This is a genomic window from Saccharomonospora sp. CUA-673, assembly GCF_001942305.1.
Lineage (GTDB): Bacteria > Actinomycetota > Actinomycetes > Mycobacteriales > Pseudonocardiaceae > Prauserella.
Genome location: NZ_MKKE01000015.1, coordinates 24,019 through 51,011 on the forward strand (window position 1 = coordinate 24,019; position 26,993 = coordinate 51,011).

19 protein-coding genes, 6 pseudogenes and 1 riboswitch are annotated in these 26,993 nt (G+C 70.1%); of the genes and pseudogenes, 16 read left to right on the forward strand and 9 right to left on the reverse strand.

The window, feature by feature from the left end; genetic code table 11:
- The first annotated feature begins 32 nt into the window (after positions 1-32).
- Positions 33-812, forward strand: a complete 780-nt coding sequence (gene pstB, locus BJF85_RS08910; RefSeq protein WP_075846580.1) for a phosphate ABC transporter ATP-binding protein PstB — start codon at positions 33-35, stop codon at positions 810-812.
- Positions 813-1,009: 197 nt separating this feature from the next.
- On the opposite strand, the gene BJF85_RS08915 is transcribed toward pstB, so the two are convergent.
- The 5 genes from BJF85_RS08915 to BJF85_RS08935 form a co-directional block, all read right to left on the reverse strand.
- Positions 1,010-1,819: an ABC transporter ATP-binding protein gene (locus BJF85_RS08915; RefSeq protein ID WP_075846581.1), complete on the reverse strand. Its 810-nt coding sequence runs from the start codon at positions 1,817-1,819 to the stop codon at positions 1,010-1,012.
- The gene (locus tag BJF85_RS08920; RefSeq protein ID WP_083666137.1) at positions 1,816-2,895 is read right to left on the reverse strand and encodes an iron chelate uptake ABC transporter family permease subunit; all 1,080 of its coding nucleotides are present in this window, start codon (positions 2,893-2,895) and stop codon (positions 1,816-1,818) included. The genes BJF85_RS08915 and BJF85_RS08920 overlap by 4 nt, the downstream gene beginning before the upstream one ends.
- Positions 2,896-2,909: 14 nt before the next feature.
- Positions 2,910-3,950, reverse strand: coding sequence for an ABC transporter substrate-binding protein (locus tag BJF85_RS08925; RefSeq protein WP_255375496.1), 1,041 nt, complete (start codon positions 3,948-3,950; stop codon positions 2,910-2,912).
- A gap of 59 nt (positions 3,951-4,009) precedes the next feature.
- Positions 4,010-4,216, reverse strand: a riboswitch (cobalamin riboswitch).
- A gap of 35 nt (positions 4,217-4,251) precedes the next feature.
- Positions 4,252-5,172 (reverse strand): mycothiol synthase, encoded by a 921-nt coding sequence (mshD, locus tag BJF85_RS08930; RefSeq protein WP_075846582.1) that lies wholly within the window; start codon positions 5,170-5,172, stop codon positions 4,252-4,254.
- 49 nt (positions 5,173-5,221) lie between these two features.
- Positions 5,222-6,007 (reverse strand): response regulator transcription factor, encoded by a 786-nt coding sequence (locus BJF85_RS08935; protein WP_075846619.1) that lies wholly within the window; start codon positions 6,005-6,007, stop codon positions 5,222-5,224.
- A 297-nt stretch (positions 6,008-6,304) separates the two neighbouring features.
- Here BJF85_RS08935 and BJF85_RS08940 point away from each other — a divergent pair, with 297 nt between their 5' ends.
- The 7 genes and pseudogenes from BJF85_RS08940 to BJF85_RS08970 all read left to right on the forward strand — a co-directional run bounded on the left by BJF85_RS08940 (position 6,305) and on the right by BJF85_RS08970 (position 10,639).
- Positions 6,305-7,177: a DUF2993 domain-containing protein gene (locus BJF85_RS08940; protein ID WP_075846583.1), complete on the forward strand. Its 873-nt coding sequence runs from the start codon at positions 6,305-6,307 to the stop codon at positions 7,175-7,177.
- A gap of 28 nt (positions 7,178-7,205) precedes the next feature.
- On the forward strand, positions 7,206-7,679 hold the full coding sequence (locus BJF85_RS08945) for a thioredoxin family protein (RefSeq protein WP_075846584.1): 474 nt from the start codon (positions 7,206-7,208) through the stop codon (positions 7,677-7,679).
- Positions 7,680-7,774: 95 nt separating this feature from the next.
- Positions 7,775-8,212 carry a DUF4395 domain-containing protein gene (locus tag BJF85_RS08950; protein WP_075846585.1) on the forward strand — a complete coding sequence of 146 codons (438 nt, stop codon included), beginning with the start codon at positions 7,775-7,777 and terminating at the stop codon, positions 8,210-8,212.
- A 93-nt stretch (positions 8,213-8,305) separates the two neighbouring features.
- Positions 8,306-9,150: pseudogene (locus BJF85_RS08955) on the forward strand (sulfurtransferase).
- Position 9,151: 1 nt separating this feature from the next.
- On the forward strand, positions 9,152-9,454 hold the full coding sequence (locus tag BJF85_RS08960; protein WP_075846586.1) for a DUF1416 domain-containing protein: 303 nt from the start codon (positions 9,152-9,154) through the stop codon (positions 9,452-9,454).
- Between the two features lie 211 nt (positions 9,455-9,665).
- Complete coding sequence (locus BJF85_RS08965) at positions 9,666-10,358, forward strand: hypothetical protein (RefSeq protein ID WP_139320539.1); 693 nt, start codon at positions 9,666-9,668, stop codon at positions 10,356-10,358.
- Positions 10,355-10,639 carry a glutaminyl-peptide cyclotransferase gene (locus BJF85_RS08970; protein WP_139320540.1) on the forward strand — a complete coding sequence of 95 codons (285 nt, stop codon included), beginning with the start codon at positions 10,355-10,357 and terminating at the stop codon, positions 10,637-10,639. Before BJF85_RS08965 ends, BJF85_RS08970 begins: the two co-directional genes overlap by 4 nt.
- 23 nt (positions 10,640-10,662) lie before the next feature.
- On the opposite strand, the pseudogene BJF85_RS08975 reads toward BJF85_RS08970, so the two are convergent.
- Positions 10,663-11,636 (reverse strand): annotated as a pseudogene (locus BJF85_RS08975) (sugar-binding transcriptional regulator).
- A gap of 245 nt (positions 11,637-11,881) precedes the next feature.
- Between BJF85_RS08975 and BJF85_RS08980 the strand changes: the two are divergent.
- From BJF85_RS08980 to BJF85_RS29875, 8 genes and pseudogenes are all read left to right on the forward strand, one after another.
- Positions 11,882-12,894: pseudogene (locus BJF85_RS08980) on the forward strand (zinc-dependent alcohol dehydrogenase family protein).
- A 46-nt stretch (positions 12,895-12,940) separates the two neighbouring features.
- A pseudogene (locus BJF85_RS08985) lies at positions 12,941-14,280 on the forward strand (sugar ABC transporter substrate-binding protein).
- Positions 14,277-15,212 (forward strand): carbohydrate ABC transporter permease, encoded by a 936-nt coding sequence (locus tag BJF85_RS08990; RefSeq protein ID WP_075846589.1) that lies wholly within the window; start codon positions 14,277-14,279, stop codon positions 15,210-15,212. The pseudogene BJF85_RS08985 and the gene BJF85_RS08990 overlap by 4 nt, the downstream one beginning before the upstream one ends.
- 2 nt (positions 15,213-15,214) lie before the next feature.
- Entirely contained in the window at positions 15,215-16,108 is an 894-nt protein-coding gene (locus tag BJF85_RS08995) for a carbohydrate ABC transporter permease (RefSeq protein WP_083666139.1), read from the forward strand.
- A gap of 11 nt (positions 16,109-16,119) precedes the next feature.
- On the forward strand, positions 16,120-17,196 hold the full coding sequence (locus tag BJF85_RS09000; RefSeq protein ID WP_075846590.1) for an ABC transporter ATP-binding protein: 1,077 nt from the start codon (positions 16,120-16,122) through the stop codon (positions 17,194-17,196).
- 42 nt (positions 17,197-17,238) lie between these two features.
- A complete protein-coding gene (gene xylB / locus BJF85_RS09005; protein WP_139320541.1) occupies positions 17,239-18,762 on the forward strand; it encodes a xylulokinase in 1,524 nt (507 codons plus the stop codon).
- 202 nt (positions 18,763-18,964) lie between these two features.
- A pseudogene (locus BJF85_RS29870) lies at positions 18,965-19,354 on the forward strand (low temperature requirement protein A); the annotation flags it as partial.
- A 107-nt stretch (positions 19,355-19,461) separates the two neighbouring features.
- Positions 19,462-20,046 (forward strand): low temperature requirement protein A, encoded by a 585-nt coding sequence (locus tag BJF85_RS29875; protein ID WP_255375499.1) that lies wholly within the window; start codon positions 19,462-19,464, stop codon positions 20,044-20,046.
- 74 nt (positions 20,047-20,120) lie between these two features.
- On the opposite strand, the pseudogene BJF85_RS09015 reads toward BJF85_RS29875, so the two are convergent.
- The 3 genes and pseudogenes from BJF85_RS09015 to BJF85_RS09025 form a co-directional block, all read right to left on the reverse strand.
- A pseudogene (locus BJF85_RS09015) lies at positions 20,121-21,295 on the reverse strand (glycerate kinase).
- Positions 21,296-21,312: 17 nt separating this feature from the next.
- Positions 21,313-22,656 carry an SLC13 family permease gene (locus tag BJF85_RS09020; protein ID WP_075846591.1) on the reverse strand — a complete coding sequence of 448 codons (1,344 nt, stop codon included), beginning with the start codon at positions 22,654-22,656 and terminating at the stop codon, positions 21,313-21,315.
- 835 nt (positions 22,657-23,491) lie between these two features.
- Positions 23,492-26,965 (reverse strand): SpaA isopeptide-forming pilin-related protein, encoded by a 3,474-nt coding sequence (locus BJF85_RS09025; protein WP_139320542.1) that lies wholly within the window; start codon positions 26,963-26,965, stop codon positions 23,492-23,494.
- Positions 26,966-26,993: the final 28 nt, after the last annotated feature.

Genomic DNA, 26,993 nt, shown 5'->3' on the forward strand with positions numbered 1-26,993 from the left:
CCGGAAGCGCCCGGAAAGATTAGGAAGTAACTGTGGCTAAGCGCATCGAGGTCAAGGATCTCGACATCTACTACGACAAGTTCCTCGCGGTGCAGGGTGTGTCGATGACCATCCAGCCGCGGTCGGTCACCGCGCTGATCGGGCCGTCGGGCTGCGGCAAGTCGACGTTCCTGCGCACCCTCAACCGCATGCACGAGCTCGTGCCGAACGCACGGGTCGAGGGGTCGGTCGTCATGGACGACGACGACCTGTACGGCCCCGGCGTCGACCCGGTCAACGTGCGCAGGCAGATCGGCATGGTCTTCCAGCGGCCGAACCCGTTCCCGACCATGTCGATCTACGACAACGTCGCCGCCGGGCTCAAGCTCAACAACACGCGACTCAAGAAGTCCGAGATGGACGACGTCGTGGAGCGATCGCTGAAGTCGGCCAACCTGTGGGAAGAGGTCAAGGAGCGCCTCCCGCGGCCGGGTTCGAGCCTGTCGGGTGGTCAGCAGCAGCGCCTGTGCATCGCGCGTGCGATCGCGGTGCAGCCCGACGTGCTGCTGATGGACGAACCGTGCTCCGCGCTCGACCCGATCTCCACGCAGGCCATCGAGGACCTGATGCTGGAGCTCAAGGAGAACTACACGATCGTCATCGTCACCCACAACATGCAGCAGGCTGCCCGTGTCAGCGACACGACCGGCTTCTTCAACCTGCAGGGCGTGGGCAAGCCGGGCGAGCTCGTCGAGATCGACGACACGACGAAGATCTTCTCCACCCCGAACCAGAAGGCGACCGAGGACTACATCTCCGGCCGCTTCGGCTGACAAACCGCCGTGTCAGCATCCTGCGCGGGCGTGTCAGCACTTGGCGTCGCCGTGTTGGCATCTGGCGACGCCGTGTTGGCGTTTCGCGCACGGTGACGTCACGTCCCGGCGCCCCGGATTGTCAACACGGCGCCCTGGGGTGCCAACACGGCGTCGTGGGGTGCCAACACGGCGTCGTGGGGTGCTGACACGGCGGGTCAGGTGCGGATGAAGCGGACGTGCGGGTGGCCCTCGGGGCTCGTGGTGACCTCGGCCTTGACGCTGTAGACCTGCAGGATCAGGGCCTCGGTCAGCACCTCCGCGGGGCTGCCCGCCGCGACGACGACGCCGTGGTCGAGCACGACGATGTCGTCGCAGTACATCGCGGCCAGGTTGAGGTCGTGCAGTGCGACCACGGACGTCACGGGCAGCGATGTCAGCAGGTCGAGCAGCTCGAACTGGTGCTGCACGTCGAGGTGGTTCGTCGGTTCGTCGAGCAGCAGTTCCCGCGGACGTTGCGCGAGCGCGCGGGCGATCTGCACGCGCTGGCGTTCGCCGCCGGACAGCGTCTGCCACCGCTGCCGGCCCTTGGTGGTCATGCCGGTCTGCTCGAGGGCCTCGGCGACGGCGGCCTCGTCGTCGGCCGAGGCCGACAGCCACGCCCGCCGGTGCGGCACGCGGCCGAGGCCCACGACGTCGCGCACGGTCAACGGGATCTGCGTGTCGGCGTGCTGTTCGACGACGGCCACCCGCCGGGCCAGGGTGCGCCTGCCGACGTCGCCCAGGTCGCGGCCGTCCACGGTGACGACCCCGGACGTCGGCGTCAGCACGCCGGCCAGCACGCGCAGCAATGTCGACTTGCCGGAACCGTTGGGCCCGAGAACGCCGACCGTCGACCCGGTCGCGGGCGTGAGACTCACCCCGTCGAGCACGAGCTCGCCGCCGAGCCGCCGCGACACCCGATCCGCCGCGAGACCCTCCGCCGCGAGATCACCGCGCGGCCCGTCCCCACGTGCGCCGCCGCTCATCGGATACCTCGCGAGCGGTAGAGGATCAGCACGAACGCGGGCACGCCGATCAACGCCGTGACGACGCCGACCGGCACCTCCTGCGGTTCGAGGACGGTGCGGGCGACGGTGTCGACCCACACGAGCAGTACCGCGCCGGCGAGCGCGCTCACCGGCAGCAGCCGCGCGTGCCCGGGCCCGGTGAGCAGCCGTGCGGCGTGCGGCAGGACGAGTCCGACGAAGCCGATCGCCCCGACCGAGCTGACCAGCACGGCGGTCAGCAGTGCGGTCACCGACATCAGCACCACGCGCGTCCGCCCGACGGCGACCCCGAGCGTCGACGCCGCGTCCTCGCCGAAGGCGAACGCGTCCAGCGAGCGTGCGTACGCGCCGCACACGAGCAGCGTCCCGGCGAGCACGACCGCGCACATGAGGACCTCGGACCAGCCGGCGTTGGCCAGCGACCCGAGCAGCCAGAACAGCACGCCGCGGGTGGTCTCGGCGTCGGCGGAGGTCAGCACGATGAACGACGTCAACGCCGACAGCAGCTGCATCACGGCCACACCGGAGAGCACGACGCGGTCGGTCGTTCCGCCGAGCGTGTGGCTCAACGTCAGCACCAGCGCGAACGACGCGACCGCGCCGAGGAACGCCCCGCCCGACATCGACAGCACGCCGCCGCCGATGCCGAGCACCACGACGAGCACCGCACCCGTGGACGCGCCGGACGAGACGCCGAGCACGAACGGATCGGCGAGCGGGTTGCGCAGCAGCGACTGCATGACGACGCCGCACACCGCGAGCCCGGCGCCGCACACGGCGGCCAGCAGCGTCCGCGGCATACGCAGGTCCCACACGATGCCGTCGCGCAGCACCGACAGCGTCGGATCGGCGAGTCCCAGGCGCGAGAGCACGGTCGTGAACACGTCGCCGACGCCGATGTCCGCGGGCCCGATCGTCACGGCGACGGCGATCGAGAGCAGCAGCAGACCGCTCCCGCCGAGCAGCAGTACCGCGAGCCCCGACCGGCTGGGTTCCGGCGAACCCGCCGCACCCGGAGCCGTCCCGCCCGGAGTCCGGCGCACCTTGATCGTCATCGTCGTCCCGCGCGTCACTCGGCCATGCGGAACTCGCGCAGTTTCGCGGCCAGCTCCTCGGCGCCGTCGACGGTGCGGATCGTCGGGTTCAGCGACTGCCCGGACACCTCGACGTAGCGCTGCTCGCGCACGGCCGTCATGTCCTTGGTGACCGGGTGCGACTCGAGGAAATCGATCTTCGTGGCGGCCGACTCGGCGGTCTGCGAACGCCGGGTGAGGTCGCCGAGGACGATGACGTCGGGGTCGCGGTCGGCGATGTTCTCCCAGTTGATCTGCGGCCATTCGGCGTGGGTGTCGTCGAACGTGTTCTGCGCGCCGACGGCCTTCGTCATGATCCCGGGCGCTCCGCAGCAGCCCGCGAGGTACGGCGAATCGGAGTTGGCGAACCAGTACATGATCGACGTGTCGGGTGCCTCGACGTCGATGGCGCCGAGGCGGCGCTGCAGGTCGTCGATGAGCCGCTCCCCGCGGTCCTCGACGTCGAAGATCTGCGCGAGGTCGCGGATCTCGCCGTACAGCACGTCCATGGTCAACGGCGCGGTGCGCGCCCCGTCGCCTCCCGCGGCCTCGTTGTCCTTCGTGCCGCAGTCGGTGGGCGAGAGGTAGTTGGGCACGCCGAGCTCGTCGAACTGCTCGCGTGTGGCCACCCCGCCCTGGCCGAGGGTGGCGGCGAACGACCCGGCGACGAAGTCCGGTTCGGCCTCGAGCACCGATTCGAACGACGGCATGTTCTCGGCCAGCCGCGGCAGGTCGTCGGCGGCCTCGCGCAGGTGCGGCAGCACCGGATCGGTCCACATCGACGTGCCGACGATGCGGTCCCCGAGCCCGAGCGAGAGCAGCAGTTCGGTGCTGGCCTGGTTCAGGGCGACGACGCGCTGCGGCGGTTCGTGCACCTCGGTGGTGTGGCCGCAGTTCTCGATGGTGCGCGGATAGCCCTCGGCGGCGGCCTCGCGGTCCTCGGCCGGGCCCGCGCCACAGGCGGCGAGTGGGGCGGCCAGCAGGAGCGTCAGCGCGGCGGCGGGGACGGTTCGAGCGGTGAGCGACCGGATCGGCACGGTGTTCCTTGGGCGTCGAGGGCTCATGCGCGGAGCCCGAATCGGACCGGGGGCCGGTTCGTCGGCGAACCGGGGCCAGCAGGTCTTCGGACTCGGGGTCGTCCGGCCGGAACGCCTTCCCGGGCGCCGCGCGGGCGTCCAGTGGCTCACCAGGTCAGAGCTGGCGTTGTCCCGGCCGTCGCCCTTACCGCTGCGCGTCAGTTCCGGATTCGCACCGGATTCCCTGACCCACGTGCGTGGGTGCGACTGGCCGCTCGCGACGCTACCACCGCGCTCGCCGTCGGAGGCCGTTCGTGACAGCTCACACGGTGTCGGCGGTGCCGTACTGGACGTCGACCTCGTAGGGCGTGAAACCGAGCCGCCGGTAGACGGCCACGGCGGGTTCGTTGTCGCCCTCGACGTAGAGGATCACCTGCTCGAGACCGCGTTCGCGCAGGTGACGCAGGCCCGCGAGGGTCAGCGCGCGGCCGAGCCCGCCGCCCTGCGCGGCCGGGTCGACGCCCACGACGTACACCTCGCCGGCCGCCTTGCCGCCGAACTTCGCCGGGTTCGGCGGGTGGACCTTCGTCCAGTGGAAGCCGATGACCGTGCCGTCGCGTTCGGCGAGGAACAGCCCGTCGGGGTCGAACCACGACTCGGACTCGGTCGCGGTCAGCTCGGCCACGGTGAGTGCGCCCTGCTCGGGGTGCCAGTCGAAGGCCTTGGCGTTGACGTCGATCAGCGCCTGTTCGTCGACGCCGGGCCGGAACGTGCGCAGCGTGACGCCGTCGGGCAGCGTCGGCTCGGGCCAGTCCGCACCCTCGACGTCGACGTGCATGATCAGCAGCTCGCGCGCACGGGCGAGCCCGAACCGCTCGGCCAACGTCGCCGCACCCGCCTGGTCGCCGTGCGCCCAGAGGCGCAGGTTGCGCGGGTACTCGGCCAGCAGCGCCTCCCCGAGCGCGCCGCCGAGACCGGTGAGCCGATGGTCGGGGTGGATGACGAGCTCGGCGACCTTCCTGCCGAACGAGTCCCCGCCGACGTCGACGTGCGCGACGCCCACGACCCGGTCGCCGGCCGTGGCCAGCAGCATCCGGCCGCCGTCGAACTCGCCCGGCAGTGGTCCGCCGGGTTCGATCTCGGGCTTGCCGTCGATGTCCCGGGCGGCGGTCAGCAGCGCGTGCACCGCGGCGGTGCGCGCCTCACCGAGGTCCGCGACCTTGTCGACCCATTCCAGCTCCATGTCCGCCAGGCTAATGCGGGGCGCGGCTGCGGGGTCGGCCGATTCGGTGTCAGCGCCCGGAGTACTCGCCGACGTCGTCGGACTCGGCGAAGGTGAGGCCGGCGGGCGAGGCGGGCCCTCCTGCGCCGGGGTTGCCTCCTTTGGTCGGACCGCTCGACTTCGCCGGGCGTTCGAACTTGTAGCCGACGTTGCGGACGGTGCCGATCATCTGCTCGTGCTCGGGGCCGAGCTTGGCGCGCAACCGTCGCACGTGGACGTCGACCGTCCGGGTGCCGCCGAAGAAGTCGTAACCCCACACCTCCTGCAGCAGCTGGGCGCGCGTGAAGACACGGCCCGCGTGCTGGGCGAGGTACTTGAGGAGCTCGAACTCCTTGTAGGTCAGTTCGAGGGTGCGCTTGCGCAGGCGCGCGGTGTAGGTGGCCTCGTCGATCACGAGATCGCCGACGCGCAGCTCGGCGTCGACCTGCGGGGTGCCGCCGTCGCGGGTGGTCGCCAGGCGCAGCCGTGCGTCGACCTCGGCCGGGCCGGCGGTGGGCAGCAGGATGTCGTCGGTGCGCCACTCGGAGCTGACCGCGACCAGTCCGCCCTCGCCGACGACGGCGATGACCGGGGTCGTGGCGTCCTCGTCGCCCGCGCCCTTGAGCAGCCGGCTCAGGCTCTTGGCCGAGGCCAGGTCGCTTCTCGCGTCGAGCAGGATGACGTCCCGGTGCCCTGCGTCCAGCAACGCGGTGACCTCGGGAGCGCGCACGCGTACCGTGTGCGGCAGCAGGTCGAGAGCAGGAAGCACCGAGGTGGCGTCGGATTCCGCAGTGAGTACCAGCAAGTCCAGGCTCATCGCCACCGCCTCACAGTTTTCGATCGCCTCGAGGACACCCCGGGCAGGTCTTCGGTGACAATAACCCCACCGGGACGTAGGTGTCTGCGGCCGTGAAACCGGCATCACACAATGGGGAGTTCACGATCCGGTTACCCGCCCATCCCCGGCCGGTCGGCCGCCGGCCCCCGGTTACCCCTAGAGTCCCCTGCTCAGAGCCCCGTACGCGCTGAGCCGAACAGAAGCCGAGTGAGACCCGCCGTGAGTGACCCCGTGTCCCAGCAGCCCCAGCCGTCCAAGCGCCGTTCCGGACGACGCGTGCGCCGGATCATCACGGTTCTGGTGCTGGTCGTCGGCGTGCTCGTCGCCGTCGACTTCGGCGCCGCGACGTTCGCCGAGCACACCGTCTCCCAGCAGGGCAAGGACCAGTTGGGCGTCGAGAACGCCCCCGAGGTCGGCATCCACGGCTTCCCGTTCCTCACCCAGGCCATCGGCGGCAACTACGGCCGCATCACGGTGGAGGCCAAGTCGGTGCCGGTGCAGGACATGCTGCGTGACGTCGACGTCAAGGCCGAGTTGCGCGACGTCGACGCTCCGCTGACCGACCTGACCGAGGGCAATGTCGACAACGTCAACATCGGCGAGGTCGACGGCGAGGTGACGCTCAAGGCCAGCGACATCAACCAGATCAGCCCCCTCGACAACATCGAGGACCTGCGGATCGCGCCGTCCAGCGAGGCGTACGTGCGTCACGGCGACGGCGCGGGCGCCCAGGCGCAGGAGACCGACGGCGACGACTCCGCCAACACCGGCGGCGACTCGAACGGCGAGAACGGTGAGGTCGGCGCCGACGGCGAGGACAACGACGACGCCTCGGCCGGCATCCGGCTGTCCGGCAAGGTGAAGCTCGCCGGCCAGGAGTTGGAGATCTACGCGTTCGCCATGATCCGCCTGTCCGGCACGACCGTCGAGATCACGCCGCAGCGCCTGCAGTTCGGGAATGACCGCGAGACGACGGTTGTTCCCCAGGCTGTGCAGCAGCAGCTGCTGCCGAGCTTCGAGGCCGACATCAACACCGGCGACCTGCCGTTCACGGTGACCCCGACCGGTGTCGAGGTCGGCAACGACAGCATCACGGTGAAGGGCAACGCGAAGGACGTCGTCTTCGGGGACGCGGCGATCACGCGGTAGCCCGCGGGCGAGGCAGGCAGGAGGGCTCGTGACGGGACAGTGGGGCCTCATCGCGGCCCTGGTCACCGTGGTGGCCGCCGTGGGCGTGGGCCTGCTGCTGCGTGCGCGCAACGGGAGGGTACGGATGACCGCGACCTCGACGACCGGGACGACGCCGACGACCGTGCCGGCCTCCGACGTTCCCGCCGAGGTGCGCGGGGCGCTGGCCGAGGGGTCGGTGACGCTCGTGCAGATCTCGACGACCTTCTGCGCGCCCTGCCGGCACACGCGGGCCCTGCTCGGTCACGTCGCCGAACACACTCCCGGCCTGCACCACGTCGACCTCGACGTCACCGACAAACCCGAGATCGCGCGCGATCTCGGCGTGCTGCGCACGCCCACCACGATCGCCTACTCGGCCACCGGGGCCGAACTGCTCAGGGTGTCCGGGGTGCCGAGCAAGGATGCGCTGCTCGACGCCCTCGAACCGGCCCTGGCCGAGACGTCTCGTCCCACAGACTGAACACGGTTCCCGCGCCGAGGGAGCCTGAGTAGGCTCGGCGACACCTGATCGACCACCGCCGGCGCCGACCCGGGCCGGCGATTCCAGGAGGTGTCATGTCCGCCCCGCAGCAGGTCGATCCGCGCGGTCCCCGGTTCGCCGCGGCCGTCACGTCGGCCGTGCTGGTGATCGTGCTGGCCACCGGGTGGTGGCCGCTGCTGGCGGCCCAGACGGTGGTGTTCGCGATCGGTGCGTTCGTGGGGCTGCGGCCCGCCCCGTACGCGGTGCTGTACCGGGTGCTCGTGGCGCCGCGGTTGCAGCCGACCGACGAACGCGAGGACGTCGCACCCCTCCGGTTCGCCCAGGCGGTGGGATTCGCGTTCGCGCTGGTGGGAACCATCGGGTATGCCAGTGGCGTGCTCGCGCTCGGCGTCGTCGCCACGGCCCTCGCACTGTTCGCCGCGTTGCTCAACGCGGTGTTCAACTTCTGCCTGGGCTGTGAGATGTACCTGCTGGCCAAACGGTTCGCGCCGCGAGCGGGCAGTGCTTCCTAGAGCACCTTCCTGGACAACACCCGAGCACACGACACACAAGGCAGCAGGCCGGAAGACAAGGCCACCGAGAAAGAAGAAAGAGAGTGCCGCTCCATGAGCCGTGAAGACGTCCTGGTCACAACGCAGTGGGCCGAGGAGAACCTCGACACCTCCGGTGTCGTGTTCGCCGAGGTCGACGAGGACACGACCGCGTACGACGGTGGCCACATCCGCGGCGCCGTGAAGATCGACTGGAAGAACGAGCTGCAGGACCCGGTTCGTCGCGACTTCGTCGACAAGGCCGGTTTCGAGAAGCTGCTGTCGTCGAAGGGCATCTCGAACGATGACCTGGTGATCCTCTACGGCGGCAACAACAACTGGTTCGCCGCGTACGCGTACTGGTACTTCAAGCTCTACGGCCACGACAAGGTCAAGCTGCTCGACGGCGGCCGCAAGAAGTGGGAGCTGGACGGCCGCGAGCTCGTCAAGGACGTGCCGGAGCGCGCCACCACGACCTACCAGGCCAGCGACCAGGACCTGAACCTGCGCGCCTTCCGCGACGAGGTCGTCGACGCGATCAACACGAAGAACCTGGTCGACGTGCGTTCGCCCGACGAGTTCTCCGGCAAGCTGCTCGCTCCGGCGCACCTGCCGCAGGAGTCGGCGCAGCGCGGCGGCCACATCCCGTCGCGCTGAACGTGCCGTGGGCGCAGACCGCCAACGAGGACGGCACGTTCAAGACGGCCGAGGAGCTCAAGGAGCTCTACGAGGAGGCCGGCCTCGACACGTCGAAGGCCACCATCGCCTACTGCCGCATCGGCGAGCGCTCCAGCCACACGTGGTTCGCGCTGCGCGAGCTGATGGGCCTGCAGGACGTGAAGAACTACGACGGCTCGTGGACCGAGTACGGCTCGCTGGTCGGCGTCCCGGTCGAGACCGGCGCGAACGAAGGGAAGTGACATGTCGGACGGTTGCGGCGCTCCCGCGCAGACCGCTGTGGTGACCGGTGAGGACACCGGCGACCAGGTCGTCGTCGCGGGCAAGGTGACAGGTGCCGAGGGCGCTCTCGGCGGTGCGTACGTGCGGCTGCTCAACGCCGACGGCGAGTTCGTCGGCGAGGTGCAGGCCTCCCCGGAGGGCGACTTCCGGTTCTACGCCGCGCCCGGCTCGTGGACGGTCCGCGCCCTGCACCGCACGGGCAACGGCGAAGCCGCGGTCTCCGCGGAAGGCCCCGGCCTCCACCAGGTATCCATCACCGTCTGATTTTCCTGCTCCCGAGGCCCCTTGGTCGCGTTAGGCGCAACCAAGGCCCTCGGTTGCGTTAGGCGCCTCCATCCACGGCGAGTTGTCCACAGAAATGTGGACAACCACAGACCCTGTGGATAACTCACGTTCGGCGCAATTGAGTTGTGGGTGCGGTGGTGAGGCGGGAGCATCGGGGGCCTGTCCGGTTTCGGCACGCCTGGGAGATGACATGACCGGCACTCGGAAGACCCTTGCTCTGGTGGCCGGCACGGCCCTGGCCTGCGGCCTCGCGCCGACCGCAGCGACCGCCGCACCCGCGCCCACCCACACCACCACCGCACCCGCATCCGCACAGGCGATCTCGTGCGAGACCGAAATGGGCAGCGATCCGTTCTATCCCGGGGAATCGGCGTCGGAGATCTACGACGAGCGCTACTCGCAGGGCGCCGAGATCCCGCACCTCGACGACGACTTCACCCCGCAGGGCCTCGGCCACTGGGCGGACTGGGACGGCAGCGGTACGAACCTGTTGCTGGTCACCGCCTATCAGGACGGTGCCGACGCGCGCATCCACGGCATCGAGGCCGACTCGGGCGAGCACGTCGGCTCGGTCGCCATCGCCGGCGCACACGTGGGCGGGCTCGCGGTGGTCGACGACTGGGCGTTCGTGTCGGGCCGCGGTTCCGACCGGATCCGCAAGTACGACCTCGACGAACTCGGCGATGCGTTGCAGGCCGGCGGCACCCCGTACCTCACGCAGGTCGGCGAGGCGCAGGAGGTGCCGGCGGCCTCGTTCCTCGGCACCGACGGCACGACGCTGTACTCCGGCAAGTTCAACGACGTCGACCGCGACGTCATGCACGCCTTCTCGGTCGCTGCCGACGGCACGCTGACCCAGGGCACCGAGTACGAGTGCCGATGAAGACGCAGGGCATGACGGTCGCCGACGGCACGTTCATCTACAGCACCTCGTACGGCCGCACCAACCGCAGCAACATCTACACGGTCGACGAGGGCGCCACCGAGATCGACCCGACGGCCCGGTGCTACCGCGCGCCCAGCATGACCCAGGGCATCACCGACCACAATGGACGGCTGTACGTGCTGAACGAGTCGGGTGCGGCGAAGTTCGCCGATCCTCCGCCCCGCAACGACGTCCGCCACGTGCACGAGGCCGACGTCGCCGACGCGGTCGACTTCTGACCCCCGGCCGACGAGCGTCCGGTTCAGGCGAGTTCGACGAGGCGTTGCGCGGCGCCGGCGTCGGTGATCAGGGTGTTGACCATGCCGGACCGGAGGACCGCGGCGATGGCGTCGGCCTTCTCCTCGCCGCCGCCGAGTGCGATCACCTCGGGCACCCGCTTGAGCTCGGGGACGCTGATCGCCAGCACGTGATGCCCCTGGTCGCCGGACAGCTCGTTGCCGTCGGCGTCGAACAGCCGCGCCGCGACCTCGGCGATCGCGCCCTTGCGGGCCAACGCCTCCCGTTGCTGCTCGCCGAGCACGTTGTACACAGTGGACTGACCGGAGCGCCACGCGCCGATGCTGACCACCGCGGTCGTGATGCGCGAGAATCGCTCGAACGCCTCGGCGATCCCCGGCTGCTGGCGCAACGTGTGCGCGGTGCGGTGGTCCGGCAGCACGAGAGGGCCGAACACGGGGAACGCCTCGCCGCCCGAGACCGCCGCGATCTGCCGCACCGTCTCCACCGACCGGTCGGCCGAATGTTCGCGTGCGTCGATCCGCGACGAGACCCCGCACAGCTGCACCACGGGGCACCGCGCGAGGCTCCGCAGCGAGTTCGTCATCGCGTTCACCGTGCGGGCCCACACCACGCCGAGCACGTCGTCCTCGGTGACGATCTCGGTGAGCAGGTCGGCCGTCATCGCGCCGATCCGCTTCCTGAGCTCGATCTCCGTGCTTCCTGCTCGTTCGAGCACGAGGGCACGGCGCAGGCCGTACGCCTGCGCGACCTCGTCCGACAACGTCGCTCGAGCGGCAGCGGCAGGTCGAACTCGACCCGCACCAATCCGCTGGCCAAGGCGTTGTCCAGGATGCGCGCCACCTTGAAGCGGCTGATCCCGAACTCCTCCGCGATCTCGAGTTTGGACGCCCCCTGCACATAGAACCGCCGGCCGATCGCCGCGGCCTGCAGGAGCGCGGCCGGTCCGGACGGGCCACGTCGTCGATTGGTGCTCATATGAGCAATCTATCGCGAAGTTCGCATGGAAACATTGACTTAACCGACCTCCCGAGCCTTGAATGCACCTGTCAGTCAGTACCCAGGCAGTGAGTCTTGGACAGTGAGCGGAGTTGCTCAGCTGAGCATCGCATCCGCATCGGCCGAGTGGAAGAACTCGGCCGGGTGGACAGGTGAGCGCTCCCCGTGAGCGCTCCGGCGAGCACGCCTCACCCGCAGAGCACTGTCGCTCGAGCATCAGGAGGGTGGCGCCTCATGCGAGCGCGATCATCGATACGCCGGGCTCGGTCCGCGTCGGCGACGTCCCCGATCCCACACCCCGTGACCGCGACGTCGTCGTGCGCGTGGGCGCGTGCGGCATCTGCGGGACGGACCTGCACATCGCCGACGGCCACTTCCCGCCGTCGCCGTATCCCATCGTCCCCGGACACGAGTTCGCCGGCGAGATCGTCGAGGTGGGCGCGAACGCGCCCGGCGGCTTCGTCGTCGGCGACCGCGTCGCGGTCGACCCGTCGTTGTTCTGCGGCTACTGCGGTCCGTGCCGCGCCGGCCACGGGAACCTGTGTGCCAACTGGGGCGCCACGGGGGACACGGTCGACGGTGCATTCGCCGAGTACGTCGCCGTGCCCGCCGACACCTGTTACCGCATGCCCGACGGCATGACGTTCCAAGAGGGGGCGCTCGTCGAGCCCGTGTCGTGCGCGGTGCACGCGTCCGGCGCATCGGCGTCGAGGCGGGCGAACGGTTCCTCGTGCTCGGCGCGGGCACGATGGGCCTGATCCTGCAGCAGCTGCTGCAGCGCGCGGGCGCCGCGGTGACGATGGTCGACCGCAACCCCGACCGGCTCGCCCGGCCCCGCGAACTCGGCGCCGAGGCCGTCGTCGGCGACGTCGCGGAACTCGACGACGAGAAGTTCGACGCCGCCGTCGACTGCACCGGCGCCGCGCCGGCGATCGAGGCCGCGTTCGACTCGCTGCGCCGCGGCGGACGACTGCTCGTCTTCGGCGTCGCGCCCGAGGAGGCGCGCGTATCGCTGTCGCCGTTCCGCATCTACAACGACGAGATCACCATCGTCGGCTCGATGGCGGTGCTGCACAGCTACGGCGCCGCGCTCAACCTCGTCGCCACCGGCGCCATCGACACGACGTCGCTGCTCACCGAGAGCCTCCCGCTCGAACGGTTCCCCGAGGCGCTGGAGTTGATGCGCAGCGGCAAGGGACTGAAGACGCAGGTGCTGCCCGGAGGCGGCGATGCCTAACCACAACCGGCGCACCAGCAGCGGCCGGTCCGGGCGACCGCGCGGGGTGTTGACGCGGCTGGCGATCCTGCTGACGGCGGTGCTGCCTGCGGCGGGCTGCGCGGGCGCGGGCGCGCTCGGCGCGGGCGACCAGACCTTGGTCATCGCGATCGTGTCGAACCCGCAGATGGAGGACGCGGTCGCGCTGTCGCACCAGTCGAGGCCGAGAACCCGGGCATCGACCTGAAGTTCGTGCAGCTGCCGGAGAACCAGGCACGCGCCAAGATCACCGCATCGGTCGCCAACGAGGGCGGCGAGTTCGACGCCGTGATGATCAGCAACTACGAGACGCCGCAATGGGCCGAGAACGGCTGGCTCGAGAACCTGCAGCCCTACATCGACGCCGATCCGAGCTACGACGACGGCGATTTCATCCCGAGCATCAAGGACTCGCTGTCGCACCAGGGCGACATGTACTCGGTGCCGTTCTACGGCGAGTCGTCGTTCCTGGCCTACCGCGAGGACCTGTTCGCCGAGGCGGGCCTGGAGATGCCGGCCAACCCGACGTGGGAGCAGGTGCAGGAGTTCGCCGCGGAGCTGCACGACCCCGACAGCGGCGTCTCGGGCATCTGCCTGCGCGGCCTGCCCGGCTGGGGCGAGAGCCTCGCCCCGTTCAACACCGTGGTCAACACCTTCGGCGGCCGCTGGTACGACGAGAACTGGAACGCCGAGCTCGATTCGCCGCAGTTCCGGCAGGCGTGGGAGTTCTACGTCGACCTCGTCCGCGAGCACGGCCAGGTCGGCGCCGCGTCGGCCGGTTTCCAGGAGTGCGGCAATCGCTACGGCCGTGGGCAGGCCGCGATGTGGTACGACGCGACGGTCATGGCCGGCACCAACGAGGACCCGCAGAGCAGTGAGGTCGTCGGCAAGTCCGGGTACGTTCCCGCGCCGCGCAAGGACACCGACGCCGCGGGCTGGCTGTACACGTGGTCGCTGGCCATCCCGAAGGTCGCCGACAACAAGCAGGCGTCGTGGGACTTCCTGCGCTGGATGACCGGCAAGGAGTTCGTGCAGACGGTCGGCGAGGAGTTCGGCTGGAACCGGGTCCCCAGCGGCTGCCGGCTGTCCACATACGACATTCCCGAGTATCGCGAGGCCGCCGAGGCGTACGCACAGCCGACGCTCGACGCGATCAGCGTGGCCGATCAGGACCACACGATGACCCGGCCCGTGCCGTACGAGGGACTCCAGTTCCTGAGCATCCCCGAGTTCCAGGACCTCGGCACGCGCGTGTCGCAGCAGCTCTCGGCCGCGATCGCGGGCCAGAAGTCGCCCGACGACGCCTTGCAGCAGGCGCAGGAGTACGCCGAGGTCGTCGGCAGGTCCTATCAGGAGAGTGAGCGATGACGACCACTCTGCAGCCGGCGCCGGAGCGGCCGGAGAAACCGCCGTCGGAGGTGCGCAGCCGGGAACGTGCCGAGGGCTGGCGCCGGCGCGCGCCGCTGTTGCCGGCGCTGCTGTTCACGATCGCCGTCACCCAGATCCCGTTCCTGGTCACGGTGTTCAACTCGTTCCAGTCGTGGAACATGGTGCGCCCCGGGTCGCAGCACTTCGTCGGGTTCGACAACTACGTCGCGGTCTTCAGCGACTCGGTGTTCCTGCAGGCACTGGTCAACACCGTGCTGTTGACGGTGGTCTGCGTGTTCGTCGCGATGCTGCTCGGACTGGGCCTGGCGTTGCTGCTGGACCGCTCGTTCCCCGGCCGCGGCGTCGTCCGGACGTTGCTGATCACGCCGTTCCTGATCCTGCCCGCGGCCGGGGCGCTGCTGTGGAAGACGACGATGTTCGACCCGACCTACGGCCTGCTGAACTGGGCGCTGGGCGTGCAGGTCGACTGGCTGTCGGACTATCCGCTCGCCGCCGTGATGGCCCAGATCACCTGGCAGTGGACGCCGTTCATGATGCTGCTGATCCTCGCCGGACTGCAGGCGCAGTCGCGCGAGGTCCTCGAGGCGGCGCAGGTGGACGGCGCGGGCCGGTGGCGCACGTTCGTGTCGATCACCCTGCCGCAGCTGTCGCGGTACCTGCAGTTGGCGGTGCTGCTGGGCGCGATCTACATCGTGAACAGCTTCGACGCGATCTACCTGATGACCCAGGGCGGCCCCGGCACGGCGAGCACCAACCTGCCGTTCTACATCTACCAACGGGCATTCGAGGGCTTCGACGTCGGACAGTCGTCGGCGATGGGCGTCATCGTGGTGATCATGACGCTGATCGTGGCGACCTTCGCGCTGCGCCTGATGTTCCGCACCTTCGACGTCTCCCGCGGGGTGAAGTGACGATGGTGTCCACAGTGTCCCAAGACTCCAGGTCCCGCGGCTCCGCGGCGAAGTCCTCCACGGCAAGGTCCCGAGGCTCCGCCGCGCACCGGCTCGGCCGCGGCGCGCTGACCGCGGTGACGTGGGTGCTCGCGCTGCTGTTCGTGTTCCCGGTGATCTGGATGGTCGTCACCTCGTTCAAGCACGAGGTGGACGCGGCGACCGATCCGCCGACGTTCGCGTTCACGCCGACGCTCGACCAGTTCACGACGATCCTCGACCGCGGATTCCTGCCGTACCTGGCGAACTCGGCGTTCGTGACCGTGTCCTCGACGCTGCTGGTGCTGCTGCTCGGCATCCCCGCGGCGTACGCGCTGTCGCTCGCACCGATCAAGCAGACGGCCAACGCGCTCGGCTTCTTCCTGTCCACGAAGATGCTCCCGGTGGTCGCGGCGATCATCCCGCTGTACGTGATCTCGCAGAACTTCCGGATGCTGGACAACGTCTGGGCGCTCATCGTGCTGTACGCGGGCATGAACATGCCGCTCGCGGTGTGGATGATGCGTTCGTTCTTCCTCGAGGTGCCACGGGAGATGATCGAGGCGGCACGCGTGGACGGCGCGAGCCTGCCGACGTTGCTGTACCGCGTGATCCTGCCCGTCGTGGCGCCCGGTATCGCGGCGACGGCGTTGATCTGCGTGATCTTCTCGTGGACCGAGTTCTTCTACGCGGTGAACCTGACCGCGGCCCAGGCCGGCACGGTGCCGGTCTTCCTCGTCGGCTTCATCACGAGCGAGGGCCTGTTCTGGGCGCAGCTGTCGGCGGCCGCGCTGCTGGCCTCGCTGCCCGTGATGATCATCGGCTGGTTCGCGCAGAACCACCTGGTACGCGGCCTTTCCATGGGCGCTGTCAAGTAAAGGAGTTACCGATGGCGCAAGTGCAGTACGCCGGCGCATCCCGGATCTACCCGGGTGCCAACGCCGTCCGTGCCGTGGACGGGCTCGACCTGTGCGTCGGCGACGGCGAGTTCCTCGTCCTCGTCGGGCCGTCCGGATCGGGCAAGTCGACGGCGCTGCGGATGGCCGCGGGTCTCGAGGACGTCGACGAGGGCACGATCTCGATCGGCGACCGCGACGTCACGCACCTTCCGCCGAAGGACCGCGACATCGCGATGGTGTTCCAGTCGTACGCGCTCTACCCGCACATGAGCGTGCGGGAGAACATGGCGTTCTCGCTGAAACTCCGCGGTGTGTCCAATGCGGACATCAAGGTCAAGGTGGACGAGGCGGCCGAGCTGCTCGACCTGACCAAGTACCTCGACCGCAAGCCGAAGGCGCTGTCCGGCGGTCAGCGACAGCGCGTGGCCATGGGCAGGGCGATCGTGCGCGAGCCCGCCGTGTTCCTGATGGACGAGCCGCTGTCGAACCTCGACGCCAAACTGCGCGTCGAGACGCGCGCGAACATCGCCGCCCTGCAGCAACGCCTGGCCACGACCACCATCTACGTCACGCACGACCAGGTCGAGGCCATGACGATGGGCGACCGGGTCGCCGTGCTGCGCGACGGCCTGCTCCAGCAGTGCGCCGCGCCCCGCGAGCTCTACGACACCCCTGCCAACGTGTTCGTCGCCGGGTTCATCGGCTCGCCCGCGATGAACCTGCTGACGGTCGGCGTGGACGGCGGCACCGTCAAGCTCGGCGGCCTGAGCTTCGGCCTGCCCGTGCGCACCGACCTCGCCGAGGTGACGGTGGGCGTTCGGCCCGAGTCGTTGACACTGGTGGGCGCCGGCGACGACGGTTTCGACCTGCGGGTCGAGCTCGTCGAGGAGCTCGGGGCCGACGCCTACGTGCACGGGGCGCTCGAGGGGCAGCCGGACCGCGTGGTCGTGCGCGCCGACGGCCGAACCCCACCCCGTTTGGGCGAGACGGTTCGGGTCGCGTTGCGCGACACTGGGGAGGTACACGCCTTCGACCCGGCGTCCGGACAACGGTTGTCCGGACAGTGAGCACGGGGTCGGCGGCCGCGAGCAGAAGGGACGTCTGACACCGTGAGCGAGCTGGTAGCGGGGGTGGACTCGTCCACCCAGTCCACCAAGGTCGTCGTCATCGATGCCGCCACCGGTGATGTGGTGCGCACCGGGCAGGCGGCGCATCCCGACGCCACCGAGGTGGATCCGGCCGAGTGGTGGCGCGCGCTGCGCACCGCGGGCGACGGACTGCTCGACGACGTCCGCGCGGTCGCGGTCGCCGGTCAGCAGCACGGCATGGTGACCATCGACGACGACGGCGAGGTCGTGCGCGATGCGCTGCTGTGGAACGACGTCCGCTCAGCGCCCGCGGCCGAGGAGCTCGTCGACGAACTGGGCGGCGGGCAGGCGTGGGCCGACGCGGTCGGCTCGGTGCCGCTGGCCAGCTTCACCGTGACGAAGCTGCGGTGGCTGGCCGAGCACGAACCGGCAGCGGCCGAACGCGTCCGCCGCGTGCTGCTGCCGCACGACTGGTTGACGTGGCAGCTGCTCGGCGCCACCGGTGAGCCCACGACCGACCGCGGCGACGCCTCCGGCACCGGCTACTACTCGCCGGCCGAGGGTCGGTACCGTCCGGATCTGCTGGTGCACGCGTTCGGCAGGGAACTGGAACTGCCGCGGGTGCTCGGCCCCGCCGAACCCGCCGGGTACACCGCCGACGGGGTGCTCGTCGCCGCGGGCACGGGTGACAACATGGCCGCCGGATTGGCCCTCGAGCTCGCCGACGGCGACGTCGCGGTGTCGCTGGGCACCAGCGGAACCGTGTTCGGCGTGGCCGACAAGCCGGTCGCCGACGGCACGGGCGTCGTCGCCGGCTTCGCCGACGCGACCGGACGTTTCCTGCCCCTGGCGTGCACGCTCAACGCCGCGCGGGTACTGACCGCGACGGCGACGATGCTGGGCACGGACCTCGAGGGACTCGACGCGTTGGCGTTGTCGGCCGAGCCGGGTGCCGACGGGGTGACGCTACTGCCCTATCTGGACGGTGAGCGGACGCCGAACCTGCCGGACGCCACCGGATCGTTGGTGGGCCTGCGCCGGGCGAACATGACGCCGGCGAACATCGCGCGCGCCGCCGTCGAGGGCATGCTGTGCGGCCTGGCGGCGGGCCTCGATGCGCTGCGGGAACACGGCGTTCCGGTGCGGCGCGTGCTGCTGACGGGCGGCGCGTCCCGGTCGGAGGCCGTGCGCGCCGTCGCCCCGGCCGTCTTCGGCGTGCCGGTCGTGGTGCCGCCCGAGATGGAGCACGTGGCGGTCGGCGCGGCGCGGCAGGCCGCGTGGGCGCTCGGCGGGCAGGCGGAACCGCCGAGCTGGCGCGCCACCGACGACGGCACGGAACGCGTCCCCACCGACGCCACCTGGCCGCGGGCGCCGCCGTCAACGACGCCCACCGCGAGGCGAGAAACCGCCTCCACTAACGCCGTGTCAGCACCCCACGTCGCCGTGTCAGCACCCCACGTCGCCGTGTCAGTATTCCGCGTCGCCGCTTTGTGCCAACACGGCGTCGTGGATCGCCAACACGGCGCGCGCGTTACACCGGAATAGTCCTATTTGAACGGTTCTGCCCGGCACGCGGCACGTCGCGTGCCGGGCAGAACGTCCTTGTCCATGCTTAGAATCCCGCGCGGCATGGTCGACGTTCTCGGGAGGACTCGTCGTGAACTCGCAGGTGGTACGGCCCCGCTTACTGCGGCCCGAGGGGCGCGAACGGTCGGAGGTCGCTCCGATCGAGCTGTTCTTCGACCTGGTGTACGTCTTCGCGATCATCCAGGTCTCGCACACCCTCCTGGACCACCTGACGTGGCTCGGCTTCGTCGAGTTCGCCGTGCTGTTCGGCGCGGTGTGGTGGGCGTGGAACTACTCGGCGTGGGCGATGAACTGGCTCGACCCGCGCAGCGGTCTCGTCCGGGTCCTCAACGGACTGCTCATGCTCGCCTCGCTGGGTATGGCGCTGGCCCTGCCGCACGCGTTCACCGAGGACGGACTGTTGTTCGCCGCCTGCTACGTCGCCGCGCAGGTCGGCAGGGCGGCATTCATGGCGGTCGCGATGCGCGGGCACGTGCTCGCGAAGAACTACACGAACCTGCTCGCGTGGAGTTCGTCCGCGGGCGTGCTCTTCCTCGCCGGTGCGTTCCTGGACACGGTGCCGCGGCTGATCGTCTGGGCGATCGCGTTGCTGATCGACGTCTCGGGGCCGCGGTTCGACTTCCGCTTCCCCGGGCTCGGATCCGCACCCATGCACACGTGGCGACCGACGCGGAACATCTCGCCGAGCGCAACCGGCTGGTGTTCATCATCGCGCTCGGCGAGTCGATCCTCATCATGGGCAACACGCTGTACGGCATGGAGGAGATCACGGTCCGCGCCGTGCTCGCCTCGCTGTTCGGGTTCGTGGGCCTGTTCGTCATGTGGTGGGCGTACTTTGCGCTCGCCGGCCACGACACGCAGGCCAGCCACGGCGACGAGAGCACCAGCGCGCTGCGGTCGGCGTTCGCGTACGCCCACGCGCTGATGGTCGCGGGCGCGATCGTCGTCGCAGTGTCGATCGAGCTGCGGATCAGCCACGACCACACCGACGCCCCGTTGGTGCTGACGACGGTCGGCGGCCCGCTGATCTACCTGGCAGGAAACATTCTGTTCCTGCGGTCCCGTACCGGCGCGGTGGCCCGCGAACGGTATCTGGCCGCGGCGGCCCTGCTGGTCATCGGCGTGGTCGGACTGGTGTTCGGACATGCGCTGCCGCCGATCGCGGTCGGACTCGCCGTGGTCGTCGTGATGTCCACATTGGCCGTCGTCACGCAGCTGCGGTCGAAACGGGCACTCCACTAACGCCTGTCAGCATTCCGCGTCGCCGCTTTGTGCCGACACGGCGTCGTGGATTGCTGACACGGCGGGCGTGTGGGTCAGGCGCACAGAGAGCTGCCGACCAGGATCAGCCGGAGGGTGCGCTCCGTGGCGTCGGTGACCAGCTTCTCCGCGGTCTCCATGGCCTCGCTCAGCGCGACCGGAGCCGACAGGATGCCGGTGTAGGCGTCGATGCCGGCCTCGTGTGTGGCCCGCGCGCCGCGGCCGATCGTGCCGGCCAGCGCGATCACCGGCTTGCCGCGCAGCTTCGCCCTGCGGGCGACCTCGGCGGGGATCTTGCCGTTGGGGGTCTGGAAGTCGATCGCGCCCTCGGCCGTCAGCACCAGGTCGCGCCGGCGAGCTTGCTGTCGAGGTCGACGTGGTCGAGCAGCACGTCGAAACGGGGCAGCAGCCGCGCGCCCAGCACGCCGGCCAGGCCCGCGCCGAGACCGCCGGACGCGCCGGTGCCCGGAGCGGTGCGCACATCGCGGTCGCAGCGGTACTCGATCAGCTTGGCCCACTGGGTCAGGCCCTTCTCCAGCAGACCGACCTGCTCCTCGGTCGCGCCCTTCTGCGGGCCGAAGATGCGCGCGACGCCGTTGTCGCCGGTCAGCACGTTGTGCTGGTTGCAGGCGACGAGGATCTCGGTCTCGGCCAGCCGCGGGTCCACACCGGACACATCGAGGTCGATCGCGTCGGCGAGCGCGTAGCCGCCGTCGGCGACCTGCTCGCCGTCCGGGCCGAGCACCCGGGCGCCGAGGGCGCGCAGCGCACCCGCACCGCCGTCGGACGTGCCGGAGTCGCCGCAGCCGACGAGGATCCGGCGGCACCCGGCGTCGAGGGCGGCCGTGATCAGCTCGCCGACACCGTAGGTCGTCGTGTAACCGGGGTCGCGCTCGTCGTTCGGGACCAGGCGCAGGCCGGCGGCCGCGGCCATCTCGACGAATGCCGTGCGCGGCGCGTCGGCCGGTCCGCCCAGCACGGCGAAATGCGACTCGACGGGGCGGCCGACCGGACCGGTCACCGTCGCCGGGACGATCTCGCCGTCCGTCGCCGCCGCGAGGGTCTTCGCGGAGCCTTCACCACCGTCGACGAGCGGAACCGTGTCGACGTGCGCGCCCGGCAGCACGCGACGGATGCCCGCGGCCATGGCCGCCGCGACCGACTCGGCGTCCAGCGACTCCTTGAAGCCGCTCGGAGCGATGACGAAACGCATCGGAATGGTCGTGGTCATGGTGGTGTCTCCTTCTCTCAGTGGGCCTGCAGCGACAGGCCCATGGCCGGCCAGACGGCCAGCGCGAATGCCAGGACGAGGGCGACCGTGAGCGGACCGAGGAACGCGGAGATCCGCAGCAGGTCGGACTTGCGGTAGGTCGGGGCGTCGGTGACGGCGGCGAACATGGCCACCGGCTTCGCCGACGACGGCAGGGTGTGGCAGAAGCCCGCGGCCACCGTGGACGCGAACGCGACGGCGACGGGGTTGAGCCCTGCGGCCATCGCCAGCGGGATCAGCAGCGGGATCAGCACCGACGAGCGCGCCGAACGCGACTGCAGCACCAGGTGCGCGGCGGCGCTGACGATGACGACCACCACGAGGAACGCGGCCGCGCCGTTCATGCCGGACAGCAGCGACTGGCCCAGCCACTCCGCCGCACCGGACGTCGTGAGCGCCATGCCGAGCACCGCGGTCGTCACCATGAACAGCAGCAGCGACCACGGCACGGTCGACAGCGCCTTCGGCAGGGCGGTGAGTCCGAATCCGGGGGCGGTCGTGACGATCGCGCCGAAGAGCGCGACGAGCGCCGGCGACATGCCGTGCCACGCCTCGGTGCACCACAGCGTGATGACGAACGCCAGGACCGTCACCGCGCGCAGCTGCTCCGACGTCAGCGGGGCGCGGGCGTCGATGCCGGTGTGCTCGGCGAGGCGGTCGACGTCGAGGACGATCCGCTCACGGCGGTCGGCCCGACGCGTCATCACCAGCAGCACGATCTCGGCCGCGAGGTGCGAGCTGACCACCGCGAACGGGAAGCCGAGCATCAGCCACTGCGCGTACCCGATGCCGCTGCCCGTGCTCTGCTCGAGCAGCTGGCTGGTGATCAGGTGGGCGCCCGCGCCGGTGATCGTCGCGGCCGCCGACAGCAGGATCACCGTCGGGAACAGCAGCGCGAACGCGCGGACCACCGCGGGCCGGTCGGCCAGGGTGGCCGCCAGTGCCAGGAAGATCGGCAGCGCCAGCGCGGCCCGGCCCGACGTCGCGGGGATCGCCAGCGCACTGACGACGAGCGCCGCGGTGAGCAGGTGCGCCAGGCCGCGGACCGAGGTGGCCTTGCTGCACAGGATGATCGCGAACCGCGTCGGCAGGCCCGTCCTCGTGAGCCCGGCCGCGAGGATGAACGCGGCGATCAGCAGCCAGATGGTTTCGGAGCCGAGTGCGCCGAACAGCTCCTCCGACGGGACGATCCCGCCGAAAACGAGCACGGCGGCAGCGGAAAGCCCGACGAACGTGTCGTCCAGCTTTCCCGTCATCCACGCGATGACCGCGACACCGAACACCGCGAGGGTGAACACGCCGCTGCCTGTCAACTCGACCATGACAACAAGCTTGTGGCCCGGCGCTGAATCGTCGGTGAAGCTGTCGTGAAAGGGCCTTCATCTTCGCGGAGGTCGCGGAGCGGCCGCTTCGAGTAGCGGCTCAGAACGCTGTGACCTGCGATTTTCGGTGCCGTGGCGGCGCCGTCAACCGCAGCCTACGCCAAGTGGGTGGCCCGCGCGAGGGGTCGCCGAAAAGTTTCGGAAACACGAAAGCCCGGGCCGCTCGGGGCCCGGGCTCGATGGGTTTCTCTGTGGCTCTGTGGCTTTGGTCAGGTCCGGTGTTCGACCGCGGCGTGTGAACGCCGGACCTGCCAGCAAGGGAATGCCGTGATGCCGGCGTGTCAGCGGCCGGCCGACTCGCCCCGGTACGGAACGAAGCCGCGGCCGACATCCTGAATCCTGTTCAGCTCGGCGACATAGCGACGAATCGCGGTGTAGATCACTCGCATCGTGACACCTCCTTCCTGAACCGCGCTCGCCGTCCCATTGGCGAAGGACTCGACGCCTCGGCGCATAACGCTGCCGCACTCGCGAGTTATGGGATTGCCGGGAGAGACCCTCGGCGCTGGGGGACGTGGCCCAACGCACCCCCGAATGTGCCATGTCCGCAGGCCCACGCGCCAGCCCGCAAAAGTGCGAAAAATCGCAGGTCAGAGGTGTAATACGCACCCCGCCCATGGCGATTCCCATGCGGGAGCCATTCCGGCCTTCACCCGGCCCCGCACGAGGAGTTCCCAAGGGCCATGTCGCTTGGTCAACACTGCCACGCGGAGCGTGTCCGGTTGGGTGGCGGTGGGAGACGGGTGGGAGCGACCATGGGGCCCACGGGGGCTTCTTACTCGCCGTTGCGGCGGCGTTTGGTCAGGGCCGTCAGTGCCGCACCGGCCACCAGCAACGCCACGCCGAGCGCGAGCGGCACTCCGATGTTCGCGCCGGTCTGCGACAGCTTGTCCTCCCCCGCTGCGCCGTCCGGGTGGGTCCCGTGTGGACCGCCGGGCGGCACCGCTCCCTGGTCACCGGGCGGCGGCCCCGGATCGGCCCCCGTCGGCACCGGAGGCCCGGTCGGGTCCGTCGGGTCCGTCGGACCGGTCGTCGGCGGCTGGGTCGGCGTGGTCGGAGACGTCGGCGACGTGGGTGTCGTCGGTGTCGTGGGCGTGGTGGGCGACGTGGGCGACGTCGGTGTGGTCGGTGACGTCGGGGTCGTGGTCGGTGTCGGATCGGGGGTACGGCTGTTGGTCACGGTCGTGACGTGCGGATCGCCGGCGTTCTCGGCGTCCACCGCGATGATGCCGCTCGTGCGGTCCGCGGGCAGGTCGTAACCGTCCGGCGCGGTGCGCTCGAACCAGTAGTAGTCGCCGAAGTCCAGCTCCCCGACCTCGCACCGGCCGTCCTCGCCCGTCGAGCAGCTGCCGACGAGTTCGTCGTCCGGATCGGGTGCGTCGTCGGTGTAGCCGTCCTCGCCGTCCCCGTCGACGTCGCGGTACAGCTCGAACTCGCTGCCCGGCAACGGATCGGAGTCGTCGGCGTCGATCTTCTCCACCGTCAGTTCGGACAGCATGCGGTTCACCGCCGTGCACACGGCTCGCCCGCCCGGCGCGAGCTGCCAGTTGTTCGGGTCGAGCGGTTGGTAGGCACGGGTGACGCCGGTGCGGCACGTCAGGTCGTGCAGCAGGTATCCGTCCGGGCCGTCGACCTCGGCGATCGCGTACGGCTGGTTCGGCCGCACGTGCTGGTTGCCGCCACCGGGGACGTCGTGGTCGTGCCCGCCCGGCGGCACCGGGTCGCGCGGGCTCAATCGGAACGTGAAGTCCTCCGGCTGCGCGTCGCCGCCCTCGACGACCTTGACGACGTTCATCGTCGACGTCATGTTCACGGCGGTGCATTCGACGTCCTCACCGAGCGGCACCGCCACGGCACCCTCGCTGTCGGTCGAGAACGCGCCGCCACCGGAGCCCGTGGTCTGCGTGCAACCCCAGGAACCCGTCGACTGCGGGAACTCCAACGGCTGCGTGCGCTGGTCGTTCTGCACGTAGTGCACGACGTCGTGCGGTGCGGGTCCGTCGGGTTCGGGCTCGTCGGCCTGCTCGGCGAGCTGGTACACCGCGCCCGGCGTCACGTCGGCCCATGCCGTCTCGGTGCGTCCGCTCGGCCCGGGCAGCGCGCCGTCCGGGCCGATGCCCTGCAGCTGCCACCACTGCGGGTCGAGCTCGCCGCCGTGGACGACCTTGGTGAGGCGCAGCCGGCTGTGGCATTCCACCTCGTTGGTGATCGTCCATTCGTTGACGCCCGGTTGCAGCGGCATGTTCGCCGGCGTTCCCGGGGTGATGTCGGTGCCGTCGGTGCCCGTGCCCGCGATGCTGCTGCCCGTCAACTCGCAGTTGGTCGGACTGATCCCGACGTTCTCGTTCACCGCCACCGATCCGTCGTCGGCGACGCTGTATCCCTCGCGGCTCACGCTCCACGGCTGCGCGCTCGCGGGCGCACCGTCCGGGCCGTCCAACGTGAGCGACGCCGTGAGCCCGGGCGGCTGCGAACCGTGGTTGTAGCTGGTCGTGCTGGTCTCACCGTCCGGGCCGGTGGTCGTCGTGACCTCCCACTGCTTGTGCACGACGGCCGAGCCCGCGGTGAAGTCCGGCGCTCTGTTGTAGACGGTGCACGAGATGAACCCGTGCATCCCGATGTCCTCGATCGTGAACGCCTCGGGGTTGTCCGGATCGGGTGTCACCGGAACCGGCACGTCCTCGCCGGTCGCCTTGTTGACACACGCCGTCTCCTGCGGCATCGACTCGTAGCCGGGTTGCTGCGTCTCGGTGATGCCCACGTCGACCGGCCCGGGGTCGAACTCGAGGTCGAAGTTCGTCGCACCCGTCTGCGGATCGGTCTGCGCGGTCGCCGGTTCGACGGTGCCGGAACTGGTCTCCGCGGCGAACGTCCACGGGTTGTTCGGGGTGTAGGCGTCGTCGATCGTCCCGTCGTAGGGCACGATCTGCTTCACCACCGACACCGAGGGCGCGCAGTTGCCCAGCACCAGGCCGTGCAGCGCCTCGGCCGCCTCGCCGTAGTCGGGCGTCTGGAAGTAGTCGGCCTCGTGGATGTTCGTGCCGTCGTAGCCGGTGCGACCCGAGATGGTGCGCAGGTTGTACGCGGCGCCCTCGGTCGAGACGCCGGCACCGACACCGACCGCCATGATCCGCGTGCCCTGGCTCTTGACCAGGTTCGCCGAGGCGTTGGCGTTGCCCAGTTCGCGGAAACGGGTGTAGCCGCTGCCCGGGTCGTTCGGTCCGCGGCTGCCCACCGGATTGGGCCCGTACACGGTCGGGTTGCCGTCCGTCAGCATGATCGCCATGTCGAACTGCTGGTCCGCGGCCGCCGTCTCGTTGGCCTCCGCCACCTCGGCGAGACCCCGGTCCCAGTTCGTGTAGTTGGTCCCGGGCGAGTCCCAGTCGGCGTAGAGATCGCGGAACGCCTGGTTGTCGGAGTTCGTCGCGACCGGGAGCAGACCCGTGTTGCCGTCGTAGCCGGCCGCGGGTGAGTCCGTGCCGAACGTCAGCAGCGCCGCCTTGGACGGAGTGCCGCGCAACGACGTCACGAAGTTGTCCAGCGCGTCCTTGATCTGCTCGACGTTGTCGCCGACCGAACTCGACAGGTCCACGACCAGCGCCACGTTCAGCCCGCAGTCCTCGTTCATCGGCGGGTTCTCCCGCGACATCGGGATGACACCACCGGATGCGGTCCGGCGTTGGAACTCGGGCACGTTGCTCTGCGGGCTCGTCTGCAGGCCGGGGTCGGTGATCCAGTTGCGGTCGGCGCCGTACGAGGAGTACGTCTGGCCGGCCACGATCACGGGCGTCTGGAAGACGTGCCGGATCGAGCGCATGTCGTTCTGGTTACCCAGCAGCGGACCGGTCTGCCACTGCGGGTTCGCGTAGTGCCCGCCGTCGGCGCCCGTCGCGGCCAGCCACAGCCGGCGATTCTGCGGCAACTGCGCCGTGTCGACGGTGAACGTGCACCAGCCCTGGGCGTCGGAGGTGCAGCTGAACAACGGCGTTTGCCTGGTGAACCCGTCGTTGTCGTCGATGCTCGCCTCCGGACTCGTCGGGAACAGTCCGAACTCGGCGCCCTGGAGCGGTCCGATCGTGCTCGGCCCGGTGCGGATGTCGCCGACGTAGGCGCGCACGATCGCCGTGTTCCCGGTCTGCGCGGCCGTCGGAGGCGGCGGGATCAGCATCATGCCGACACACGCCAGGACACCGAGCAGCGCGAGCGGCCCACGCCGCGTCGTTCGAGCGGGCTTCCGACCGGAAGACACGTTGGCCGTCCCCTTTCGCTGATCCCAC